Origin of the sequence: Modicisalibacter tunisiensis (genome assembly GCF_020148005.1) — a bacterium.
Classification (GTDB): Bacteria; Pseudomonadota; Gammaproteobacteria; order Pseudomonadales; family Halomonadaceae; genus Modicisalibacter; species Modicisalibacter tunisiensis.
Genome location: NZ_JAGXFD010000001.1, coordinates 743,541 through 754,444, shown reverse-complemented (window position 1 = coordinate 754,444; position 10,904 = coordinate 743,541). Strand labels below are relative to the sequence as shown.

At 69.1% G+C, this 10,904-nt stretch carries 12 protein-coding genes; 5 read left to right on the top strand and 7 right to left on the bottom strand.

Annotated features, from left to right (window positions below; translation table 11 throughout):
* Window positions 1-101 precede the first annotated feature (101 nt).
* Window positions 102-1,028, bottom strand: coding sequence for a LysR family transcriptional regulator (locus KGQ91_RS03535; protein ID WP_163649623.1), 927 nt, complete (start codon window positions 1,026-1,028; stop codon window positions 102-104).
* A 148-nt stretch (window positions 1,029-1,176) separates the two neighbouring features.
* On the opposite strand from KGQ91_RS03535, the gene KGQ91_RS03530 reads away from it, so the two are divergent.
* Complete coding sequence (locus tag KGQ91_RS03530; protein ID WP_163649624.1) at window positions 1,177-1,953, top strand: ferredoxin--NADP reductase; 777 nt, start codon at window positions 1,177-1,179, stop codon at window positions 1,951-1,953.
* Between the two features lie 247 nt (window positions 1,954-2,200).
* Here KGQ91_RS03530 and KGQ91_RS03525 read toward each other — a convergent pair whose 3' ends face one another.
* The 3 genes from KGQ91_RS03525 to KGQ91_RS03515 form a co-directional block, all read right to left on the bottom strand.
* Window positions 2,201-2,539, bottom strand: coding sequence for a P-II family nitrogen regulator (locus tag KGQ91_RS03525; RefSeq protein WP_224420271.1), 339 nt, complete (start codon window positions 2,537-2,539; stop codon window positions 2,201-2,203).
* Between the two features lie 163 nt (window positions 2,540-2,702).
* A complete protein-coding gene (locus KGQ91_RS03520; RefSeq protein ID WP_224420270.1) occupies window positions 2,703-3,947 on the bottom strand; it encodes an ammonium transporter in 1,245 nt (414 codons plus the stop codon).
* A 26-nt stretch (window positions 3,948-3,973) separates the two neighbouring features.
* Window positions 3,974-4,312, bottom strand: a complete 339-nt coding sequence (locus tag KGQ91_RS03515) for a P-II family nitrogen regulator (protein WP_224416263.1) — start codon at window positions 4,310-4,312, stop codon at window positions 3,974-3,976.
* Between the two features lie 308 nt (window positions 4,313-4,620).
* Here KGQ91_RS03515 and KGQ91_RS03510 point away from each other — a divergent pair, with 308 nt between their 5' ends.
* The 3 genes from KGQ91_RS03510 to KGQ91_RS03500 all read left to right on the top strand — a co-directional run bounded on the left by KGQ91_RS03510 (window position 4,621) and on the right by KGQ91_RS03500 (window position 7,807).
* Window positions 4,621-5,025: an accessory factor UbiK family protein gene (locus KGQ91_RS03510; RefSeq protein WP_163649628.1), complete on the top strand. Its 405-nt coding sequence runs from the start codon at window positions 4,621-4,623 to the stop codon at window positions 5,023-5,025.
* 124 nt (window positions 5,026-5,149) lie between these two features.
* Window positions 5,150-6,670 carry a YifB family Mg chelatase-like AAA ATPase gene (locus KGQ91_RS03505; protein WP_224420269.1) on the top strand — a complete coding sequence of 507 codons (1,521 nt, stop codon included), beginning with the start codon at window positions 5,150-5,152 and terminating at the stop codon, window positions 6,668-6,670.
* Window positions 6,671-6,754: 84 nt separating this feature from the next.
* Complete coding sequence (locus tag KGQ91_RS03500) at window positions 6,755-7,807, top strand: sodium:calcium antiporter (protein WP_224420268.1); 1,053 nt, start codon at window positions 6,755-6,757, stop codon at window positions 7,805-7,807.
* A gap of 15 nt (window positions 7,808-7,822) precedes the next feature.
* Here the strand turns inward: KGQ91_RS03500 and KGQ91_RS03495 are convergent, their stop codons facing one another.
* From KGQ91_RS03495 to KGQ91_RS03485, 3 genes are all read right to left on the bottom strand, one after another.
* The gene (locus KGQ91_RS03495; RefSeq protein WP_224420267.1) at window positions 7,823-8,929 is read right to left on the bottom strand and encodes an aminotransferase class I/II-fold pyridoxal phosphate-dependent enzyme; all 1,107 of its coding nucleotides are present in this window, start codon (window positions 8,927-8,929) and stop codon (window positions 7,823-7,825) included.
* A gap of 83 nt (window positions 8,930-9,012) precedes the next feature.
* Window positions 9,013-9,501, bottom strand: a complete 489-nt coding sequence (locus KGQ91_RS03490) for a hypothetical protein (protein ID WP_224420266.1) — start codon at window positions 9,499-9,501, stop codon at window positions 9,013-9,015.
* Window positions 9,498-10,469: an alpha/beta hydrolase gene (locus tag KGQ91_RS03485; protein WP_163649632.1), complete on the bottom strand. Its 972-nt coding sequence runs from the start codon at window positions 10,467-10,469 to the stop codon at window positions 9,498-9,500. Before KGQ91_RS03485 ends, KGQ91_RS03490 begins: the two co-directional genes overlap by 4 nt.
* Window positions 10,470-10,726: 257 nt before the next feature.
* Here KGQ91_RS03485 and KGQ91_RS16825 point away from each other — a divergent pair.
* A partial coding sequence (locus KGQ91_RS16825) for a hypothetical protein (RefSeq protein WP_224421369.1) occupies window positions 10,727-10,904 on the top strand: 178 nt, incomplete at its 3' end.

Sequence of the window (10,904 nt, the reverse complement as noted above, 5' to 3'; positions counted from 1 at the left end):
GGGCGTCGTGAGCTCGACGAGAGGGGCAGGGCTCATCCTGGCGGGGCGGGGAAAACGCTGTTTCTGAAGGGGGGAACGTGACTTTCCTGGGCCTGGCCGGCTCAGGGCACGCTGGGCAGCTCGATCTCGTCGCTGCGGCTGACGCCTTCGGTCATCTGCTGGCACAGGCGCAGGAACTCCCGCATGCCGGTGCTCAGGTACTTGTGACGGTGCCAGATGAAGGCGAACTGGCGGCGCAGGTCGAGCGCCGGCGTGGCGACCGGCACCAGGCTGCCGCGCCGGAAGGCGTCGCGCAGGGCCAGGTTGGAGACGCAGCCGATGCCCAGCCCCGATTCCACCGCCCGCTTGATGCCTTCGGTGTGCTCCAGCTCGAGGCGGATGTTGAAGCGCCCGCGGCGGTGGCGGGTGGCCTGCTCCAGGGTCAGGCGGGTCCCCGAGCCCTGTTCGCGCATGATCCAGGCCTCCCGCAGCAGCCGGTCGAGGCCCACGTCGCCGGCGCCGGCCAGCGGATGGTGCGGGGCGCAGAACACCGTCAGCTCGTCCTCCACCCAGGGCTGCAGCACCACGTCCTCGTGCTGGCAGTTGCCCTCGATCAGCCCCAGGTCCAGTTCGTGCTGGATGATGCGCTCGACGATCGAGGCGGTGTTGCGCACGTGCAGGCGTACCCGGCTGCCGGGGTGGCGCTGCATGAAGTCGCTGATCAGCAGGGTGGCCAGGTAGTTGCCGATGGTCAGGGTGGCGCCGACGTCCAGCGAACCGATGCCGCGCTGGCCGCGCAGCAGTTCCTCGATCTCCTCGCCGCGGTCGAGCAGGGCCACCGCCTTGGGCAGCAGCTGGAAGCCCAGGGCGTTGAGCTTGAGCCGGCGGCCGATGCGATCGAACAGCCGGCAGTCGAACTGGCGTTCCAGTTCGGCCAGTGCCGTGCTGGCGGCGGACTGCGAGAGCGCCAGCTCGCGGGCGGCGTGCGAGACGCTCTGCTGCTGGGCGACGGCGACGAAGACCTCGAGCTGGCGAAGGGTGTAGCGCATGGGCGGACTCGTGGCGGCTTGCTTATCAAGATTACCGATAAGGGTTATCCAGACAACCCATTTAACAGATATCGGCCGGGGTCTTAGAATTATGGGAAAGTTAAACTCCGATGTATTATTCTTTTTTGGAATATATTGAGAGGCCCTGATGAGCAAGTACGCCCTGGAAGAAGTGCTGAGTGTCCACCACTGGAACGATACCCTGTTCAGCTTCCGCACGACCCGGGAGCGCAGCCTGCGCTTCAAGAACGGCCAGTTCGTGATGATCGGCCTGGAGGTCGAGGGCAAGCCGCTGGTGCGCGCCTACTCCATCGCCAGCCCCAACTACGAGGATCATCTCGAGTTCTTCAGCATCAAGGTGCCCGACGGCCCGCTGACCTCGCGCCTGCAGCATCTCAAGGTCGGCGACCAGATCATGGTCAGCCGCAAGCCCACCGGCACCCTGGTCACCGACGACCTGCTGCCGGGCCGCAACCTCTACCTGCTGTCCACCGGCACCGGCCTGGCGCCGTTCATGAGCCTGATCCAGGATCCGGAGGTCTACGAGCGCTTCGAGAAGATCGTGCTGATCCACGGCGTGCGCACCGTCAGCGAACTGGCCTATGCCGACTTCATCGAGCAGGAGCTGCCGGCCCACGAGTACCTGGGCGAGGAGATCAGCGAGAAGCTGGTCTACTACCCGACCGTGACCCGCGAGGACTTCCGCACCATGGGCCGCCTGACCGACCACATCCGCAGCGGCAAGCTGTTCGAGGACACCGGCCTGCCGGCGCTCGATCCCAAGCAGGACCGTGCCATGATCTGCGGCAGCCCGGCGATGCTCGACGAGACCAGTGCGCTGCTCGACGACCTGGGCTTCAAGATCTCGCCGCGCATGGGCGAGCCGGGCGACTACGTGATCGAACGCGCCTTCGTCGAGAAGTAAGCCCCGGCTTCGCCGGGAGCGGTAAGCCACAGGCGCGACACGGAAATAAAGAACGCCCCCATGACAAGGTCATGGGGGCGTTGTTGTTCGGGATGGATGCGAGCGGCAGTTTGGTCTGAAAAGTCGGCGAGCGATGGCCAGACAAGGCAAAAATCAGCGAAAAAGCGGAGTTTACGCGGAGTAAATGAGCATTTTGAGCTGATTTTTAACGCCGTATGGCCGAGCGTAGCCAGTTTTCAGGCCGAACTCAGACCGCGTCCTTGCCCGTCTCGCCCGTGCGGATGCGAATCACCTGCTCCAGCGGCGAGACGAAGATCTTGCCGTCGCCGATCTTGCCGGTGTTGGAGACGCTGGTGATCGCCTCGATGACCTGCTCGGCCATGCTGTCGTCGACGGCGACCTCGAGCTTGACCTTGGGCAGGAAGTCGACGACGTATTCGGCGCCCCGATACAGCTCGGTGTGGCCCTTCTGGCGACCAAAGCCCTTGACCTCGGTCACGGTAATGCCCTGCACGCCGATCTCGGAGAGCGACTCGCGGACATCGTCCAGCTTGAACGGCTTGATGATGGCAGTCACCAGTTTCATCGTCTTGACTCCTCGCCTTGGGGCGGGGCCGGCACGCGGGTGTCGGCCCCGGATTGCGTCGGTATTGTTGCCCTAAAGCATACACCGCTCGTTGGGCGAATAAAAAAGACCCCCCGAAGGGGGCCAGGTGGAGCACGCCAGCTCACTCGGTATGTCGGCGGCGTTACTGGTTGCCGCCGACGGTAAACTCCGGATAGGCCTCCAGCCCGCACTCGGCCAGATCGACCCCCTCGTATTCTTCTTCCTCGCTGACGCGGATGCCCATGATCGCCTTGAGGATCAGCCACACCGCCAGGCTGGCGAGGAACACCCAGGCGAAGATGCCGATCACGCCGATCAGCTGGGCGCCGAAGCTGGCATCGCCATTGCTGAACGGCACCACCATCACGCCCCAGATGCCGGCCACGCCGTGGGCGGAGATCGCGCCCACCGGGTCATCGATGCGCAGCTTGTCGAGGGTCACGATCGCGGCCACCACCAGCAGGCCGCCGATGGCGCCGATCAGCGTCGCAACCGGGGCGGTGGGGGAGAGCGGGTCGGCGGTGATGGCCACCAGACCGGCGATCGCGCCGTTCAGCGCCATGGTCAGGTCGGCCTTGCGGAACCAGAGCTTGGCCAGAACCAGCGCGGCGATCACGCCGCCGGCCGCCGCGGCATTGGTGTTGACCAGTACCTGTGCCATGTGGTTCGCCGAGGTCACGTCGGAGAGCTTCAGCTCGGAGCCGCCGTTGAAGCCGAACCAGCCCATCCACAGGATGAAGGTGCCGAGCGTGGCCAGCGGCATGTTGGCGCCGGGGATGGCGAAGATGGCGCCGTTCTTGCCGTACTTGCCCCGGCGCGGGCCGAGCACCAGCACCCCGGCCAGTGCCGCGGCGGCCCCGGCGAGGTGCACGATGCCGGAACCGGCATAGTCGGAATAGCCCAGTTCGTTCAGCCAGCCGCCGCCCCAGGTCCAGTACCCTTCGACGGGGTAGATGACGGCGGTCATCACCACCGCGAAGGCCAGGAAGGCCCACAGCTTCATGCGTTCGGCCACGGCGCCGGAGACGATCGACATGGCGGTCGCCACGAAGACCACCTGGAAGAAGAAGTCGGCGCGGGCGGAATAGTAGGGCGCGTCGTCACCGCCGGCCAGCACCGCATCCACGCCGTGCTCGCCGCCCAGCAGCACGCCGAGGTTGGGCAGGAAGCCGCCGGCGTCGCTCGAGTACATCAGGTAGTAGCCCACGAGCAGGTACATGGTGCAGGCGATGGCGAACAGCACGACGTTCTTGGTGAGGATCTCCGCGGTGTTCTTCGAGCGCACCAGACCGGCTTCCAGCATCGCGAAGCCGGCGGCCATCCACATGACCAGCACCCCGCAGATCAGGAAGTAGAAGGTGTCGAGCGCGTAGTTGAGCTCTGTCATCGTTGTTGTCTCCTTGTCCTGCGTCTTCAGACGGCGTCGGGACCCCGTTCGCCGGTACGAATCCGGATCACGTCCTCCAGCGGCGTGACGAACAGCTTGCCGTCGCCGATCTTGCCGCTGTTGGCGGCGGCTCGGATGGCCTCGAGCACGCCGTCCACCCGGTCGTCGTCGACGGCGATCTCGATCTTGACCTTGGGCAGGAAGTCCACGACATACTCGGCGCCGCGATACAGTTCGGTGTGGCCCTTCTGGCGGCCGAACCCCTTCACTTCGGTGACGGTGATGCCCTGCACCCCGTTGTCGGCGAGAGCCTCGCGCACATCGTCGAGCTTGAAGGGTTTTATAATGGCGGTGATGAGTTTCATCCCTTGCGTCTCCTTGTTGTCGGCTGGCGCCTGAAGAGGATATCGCGAAGGCTGTGCCATTTTTTTAAATTGTTTTTTAAAACAGTTGCTTGTGGCGTTTTCGGGGCGAACGAGAAGAAGCGGGGGAGGATTTGCTGCGATGCAGCGCACCATTCTGGTGCCGGTGGTGACGACCGGCGCATCACCCTGGCGCACGTGGCGTCGAGCGCTCGCGACCCGCCCTGACATGACCGGAAGCGGGCGGCACAGGCTGGTGCAGGCGAAAGGTGCGTTGCGTATGCTGGAGACACCCTTGGAAGGAGAGACCCATGATCCCCAACGACCGTATCAGCCGCCTCGCCCAGCAGCTCGGCGAGCGGCTGCAGGATGCTTCCCATGCGCCGGAGGATATCCAGCGCAACGTGCACAACGTGATGCGCGGTGCCTTCGAGCGCATGGAACTGGTGACCCGCGAGGACTTCGACATCCTCATGGACGTGCTGCAGCGCACCCGTTCCCGTGTCGAGGCCCTCGAGAAGCAGGTCGCCGCGCTGGAGGCGTCGCTGGACGCCGAGACGCCCTCGGCCGAGAGCGCCGCCCCGGTGTCCGCCGGCGAGACGGCGACCGCTCCCGCGCCGGATGACGCCACGTCGGAGCGCGAGTCCGCCGGAACCGGCGAGGCCGCCGCGGCGGATGAGCCCCGGCCCGCGGACGACGACTCGGCGTCGCGTTGAGCCACGCCCTTGCCGATGACGGCCCGATCTGTATCAATGAATGCTGAATCAACAGATTCTTAAGTAGCGAGCCGGGCACTGCCGGTCCGGCTCGCGGCCACGTCGTCGGATCAAGGAGCCGCCCATGGCACTCGCTCTCGTTCATACACGCGCCGGGCTGGGGCTCGAGGCGCCGGAGGTGCTGGTCGAGGTGCACCTGGCCAACGGCCTGCCGGGCATGACGCTGGTCGGCCTGCCGGAAACCGCCGTGCGCGAGAGCCGCGAGCGGGTGCGCAGCGCCCTGACCAATGCCGGGTTCGACTTTCCCACCACGCGGCGCATCACCGTCAACCTGGCGCCGGCGGACCTGCCCAAGGAGGGCGGCCGCTTCGACCTGCCGATCGCGCTGGGTATCCTGGCGGCCTCCGAGCAGATCCCCGTCGCGTCGCTCGAGTCCGTGGAGTGCCTCGGCGAACTGGCCCTCGACGGGCGGCTGCGCCCGGTCTCCGGCGTGCTGCCCGCCGCCCTGGCGGCGCGCCGTGCCGAGCGGACCCTGCTGCTGCCCGAGGACAACGCCGACGAGGCCGCGCTGGCCGAGGGGCTGACGGTGCAGGCGGCAGGGCACCTGAGCGAGGTGGTCGCGCACCTGCTGGGGCAGGCCACGCTGCCGGCCCACACCCTCACGGCACCGACCCCGTCCCGGGCGCCGCTGGCGGATCTCGCCGAGGTGCGTGGCCAGCATCAGGCGCGCCGCGCGCTGGAGGTGGCGGCGGCGGGCGGGCACAACCTGTTGTTTGCCGGTCCGCCGGGCACCGGCAAGACCATGCTCGCCAGCCGCCTGCCGGGCATCCTGCCGCCGCTGTCGGCGGACGAGGCGCTCGAGGTGGCCTCGGTGCGCTCGGTCTGCGGGCTCGACCTGCTGGCGCAGTGGGGGCAGCGTCCCTTCCGCTCGCCGCACCACACCGCCAGCGGCGCGGCGCTGGTGGGCGGCGGTTCGCGGCCGCGGCCCGGCGAGATTTCGCTGGCCCACCACGGGGTGCTGTTTCTCGACGAGCTGCCGCAGTTCGACCGCGGCGTGCTGGAGGTGATGCGCGAGCCGCTGGAGTCCGGCGAGATCCACATCGCCCGGGCCAGCCGCCAGCGCCGCTTCCCGGCACGTTTTCAGCTGGTCGCGGCCATGAATCCCTGCCCCTGCGGGCACCTGGGCGACCCGCGCCAGGCCTGCGTATGCACCCCGGCGCAGATCCAGCGCTACCAGTCGCGGCTTTCCGGGCCGCTGCTCGATCGCATCGACCTGCAGGTCGAGGTGCCGGCCCTGCCGCCCGACCAGCTGACCCGCGATACCCGGGGCGAGAGTTCGGCCACGGTACGCGAGCGGGTGCTCGCCGCCCGCGAGCGGCAGCTGGCACGGGGGCATCTCAATGCCCGGCTGCCCGGAGCCGCGCTGGAGGCCGCCTGTGCCCTGCCGGAGGCCGAGCGGGTCTGGCTGGCCGAGGTGCTGACCCGGCTCAAGCTCTCGGCACGGGCCTACCATCGCGTGCTGCGGGTGGCACTGACGCTGGCCGATCTGGCCGGGGCGTCGCGCCCTGAACGCCCCCAGCTGATGGAGGCGATCGGCTATCGCCAGCTCGACCGGCTGCGCGGCGGCGGGGAATCCTCGGCCTGAACGCCAGGCCATCCGGGTCACGGAGGACCGAGCCATGACAGCACGTCGTTTCACCCGAGTGATCGGCAGTCCCGGGAGCCCGGCATGACGGCCCTGCTCGAGTCCCTGCCGCTGGCGGTCAGTCTCGGCCTGTTCGCGGCCTGTGCCCTGGTGATCGGGGTGGTGGGCACCCGGCTGACCCGGGTAGTCGATGATCTCGCCGATCGCACCGGGCTGGGCGAGGCCGTTGCCGGGGCGCTTCTGCTGGGCATGGCGACCTCGCTGTCGGGCATCGTGCTGTCGGTGTCCGCGGCACTTTCCGACCAGCCGGAACTGGCGATGAGCAACGCCCTGGGCGGCATCGCCGTGCAGACGCTGTTCCTGACGCTCGCCGACCTGGCGCACCGGCGCGCCAATCTGGAGCATGCCGCGGCCTCGATCGGCAACCTGATGCAGGGCGGGCTGCTGATCTGCCTGCTGGCGCTGCTGCTGGTGGGGCGCTTCTCGCCGGACTGGACGATGTGGCAGGTGCATCCCGTCACGCCGCTGCTGTTCATCATCTATCTGTTCGGGCTGCGTCTTGTCAGCCGCGCCCAGCGCGACCCCATGTGGCAGCCGGCGCGCACCCGCGAGACCCGTCTCGACGAGCCGGACGATCGGGCGCTGGCCCGCTCGCTGACCACGCTGTGGCTGGCGTTCGTGATCATGGCGGCGGTGCTCGGCGCGAGCGGCTGGCTGCTGGAGCGCAGCGCCACGGTGATCAGCCAGCGTACCGGGCTCAGTCAGGCGGCGGTGGGGGTGCTGATGACCTCGGTGGTCACCTCGCTGCCGGAGCTGGTGACCTCGATCGCCGCGGTGCGGCGCGGTGCCCTGACGCTGGCGGTGGCCGGCATCATCGGCGGCAATGCCTTCGACACGCTGTTCGCCGCGGCCTCGGACATCGCCTACCGCGGCGGTTCGATCTACCACGCCGTGCCCGATGACGTGTCGCTGTGGGTGGCGCTGTCGCTGCTGATGACCGGCATCCTGATGCTGGGCCTGATCCGCCGCCAGGAGCAGGGGCCGGGGCGGATCGGCTTCGAGAGCGTGGCGATCATCGCCTGTTATCTGGCCGGGGTGGCGATGCTGGTGCTGGGCGGCTCGGCCGCCTCGGGATGACGCCCGGGCCCGGGGTCAGCGCCCGGGCAGCACGGCCTCCAGCGCCGCCAGGCGGCCCTCGGGCAGGGCGTCGGCCAGGGTGCTGATGCGCAGCACGTCGCCCAGCGCCGGGTGCGCGGGGCGGTGAATCAGCACGGCCGCGGCGAGCAGCTCGCCGTGCACGCGCTCGGCGGTCTCGGCGTCGGGCAGGCATACGGCGATGAAGTTGGTGTCGCTCGGCGGCACCTCGGCACCCAGGCCGCGCAGCCGTTCGGCGAGCTGCTCGCGGCGCCGGACCACCGCCTCGACGTGCTCGCGGGTCTCGCCGGGATGATCGAGCACCGTCTCCGCGGCGGCCAGCGCCAGCGAGGAGACGGCGTAATGGATGCGCACCTTGTGCAGCATGGCCAGCGCTCCCGGGTCGGCGATCGCGTAGCCGATGCGCAGCCCCGCCAGGCCGTGGGCCTTGGAGAAGGTCCGCACGCGGATCACCCCGGGCCATACGGCGCCGGCGGCGGGCGCGTCGGCATCGCCGCGGAAGTCGTGATAGGCCTCGTCGAGCAGCAGGGTGCACTCCGCCGGCAGGGCGTCGCGCAGCGCCTGCACGGCCTCGTCGTCGTGGCAGTGGCCGCTGGGGTTGTCCGGGTTGGCCAGATAGACCAGCCGGGCGTGATGCTGGTGGGCGTGTTCCGCCAAGGCGGCGAGGTCGGGCGCCAGCCGGCCCGGGGCGCGGCGGTAGTCGACCTCGACGACCCGGCAGCCCTGGCCGGCGGCGAAGTAGCGAAAGGTCGGGTAGGTACCGGCGCTGGTGATCACCGTGTCGCCGGGCTCGCAGGTGGCGCGCAGCGCCAGGGCCAGCAGGCTGTCGGCGCCGGCGTCCACCAGCAACGCCTCGACCGGGGTGTCCAGGGCCTCGGCCAGGCGGCGGCGCACGCCCAGCGCCTCGGCATCGCCGTAGCTGCGCGCCAGCTCGGCCACGGCCTCGCCGAAACGCGCCTTCAGGGCGTGATGCGGCATGTCGAGCCCTTCGTTGGAGCCCAGTCGGTGCGGAATCGAACGCCCCAGCTTGCGTTCCAGGGCCTTGAGGCCGGGGAAGGGGTTGGCGGGGCCTTCACGATAGAGGTGACGGGCGTAGCGGGGCATGACTGACGACTCCTTGCTCGGGTGAGGCTGGCCGGTCATTGTGGCGCGCGATGCCGGGTGCCGCAAAACGCGGGATGGGGCGATTACAGCGCTGAGGCATCCAGCGCACCGTCGATATGGTAGCGCCAGCGCGGCGCGTCGCTGCCCGGGCGGCGCAGCGTCAGCTCCAGGCGGTAGGGCAGCAGGCGGCGGTCGGAGAGGGCGAGGATCGGGCCTTCGGTCTGCAGCCGGCTTTCCAGGATCCACTGGTTGTCGGGGGCCGCGGACTCGTTCGCCGTGGGCTTCCAGTTGAGGACCTGGGGGCCGCCGTCGCGGCCGAGCAGGGCGCGGGTGAGCGCCTCGCGGAAGGTGTCGGTGGCGATGGGCAGGTCGGCATCGACCCGGGGCGGGGCCAGCAGCAGGACGCGTTCCTCGGCCGGGATCGCCCAGTGGGGGGCGGTCATGGCGGCCTCGGCGGCGCGCTGGCTCAGTCCCTGCAGGGCCCGGCGCTCGGGCGTGGTGCTCGAGGGCGGGGCGCCGGCACAGGCGGCCAGCAGCAGGGCGAGGCAGAGGCTGCAGAGCGTGCGTTTCACGGCGTCACCGAGGGCTGGTCGGCCGGTTCGATGACGCCGTCGAGAAACTGGTCGAGCTCATCGAACAGGGTGTCACGGATCGGCGGGCTCTCGTTGACCAGATGGTGACGCGCCTCGGGGTGGCGATGGACCCGGGCGCGGGGGAACTTGCGGGTCAGCACCTCGAGGTTCCAGCTCCAGTCGACGGTCAGGTCCTGTTCGCCCTGCAGGATCAGCACCGGCAGGTCGCTGGCCGGCAGGGCCAGCATGTGGGCCATCCAGCGGCGCATCGCCGTCACCCAGGTCAGGGTCAGGCGATCCGGTTGCAGCGGGTCGTGCTCGCGCAGGAAGGCGGCGAACTCGGCGTCGTTGGAGTTGGGCTGGTAGCGCCGTGGAATCGAGCTTATGAAGGGGCTGGCCAGGCGATGCAGCCAGCTCGACTGCGGCCACCCCCAGGGGCGGACCAGCGGTGCGAGCAGCACCAGGGCCTCCCAGGGGGCCGTGGTGCCGCGTCCCAGGGCGTCGGTGGCGAGAATCGCCGCGCCGGTGCTCTGGCCGATCCCCACCCAGGGGCCGGGGGCGAGCGTGCGCCGGGTGAGGTGGCGCTGGAGCGCGTGCAGGCAGGCGCCGTACTCCTCGAAGTCGTCGATGGTGGCGCGGGGGCCGCTCGACAGGCCGTGACCGGGCAGGTCCCACAGCACCACGCGCCAGCCCCGGTCGAGCAGGCGCTCCAGCAGGTGGCGGTAGAGCCCCAGATGGTCGAAGTAGCCGTGGACCACGAAGGCCGTGCCGCAGGGCTCGCCGGGACACCAGACCTGGGCCCACAGCCGGTAGCGCTCGGCATCCACGAAACCGGCGTACAGCTCGACTCCCTCCGACAGCAGGGGAGCCAGTCGGTAGTGGGCCAGGTACTCCTCCAGCGCCTCGGCGCGCGGCGCATCGACCACGGCCAGCGGTCCCAGCGCCTGTAACGGCGCGAAATCGGTCATGGCATCTCCCAGGTTCGCTTCCATGCTTGTACCGATTGTGAACGAGAGCAGGTCGTCTGTCGCCGGTCAATCCCCGTGATGCGCATGATGGCGGCGTCGGCGCGGTACGGGCTCTTAGCCCTTAGTCGAGCGGTATCCACAGTGACCCCGCTTTCGGTTAATATATGGAAGACGTTTCCATAACTGCTTTTGCCATAATGAATACCGAATCGGCGCTCGAACGCCGATGCGACAGCGCAGCGAGAGGACATCCTTCCATGACCGACCGCGTTACCCGCCACCGCCTGCAGGTGGCCGCCGAACTCGACCGCTTCATCACCGACGAGGCCCTGCCCGGCACCGGTGTCGACCCCGAGGCCTTCTGGGCCGGCGTCGATGCCCTGGTCCACGACCTCGCGCCCACCAACCGCGCACTGCTCGCCGAGCGCGATCGCC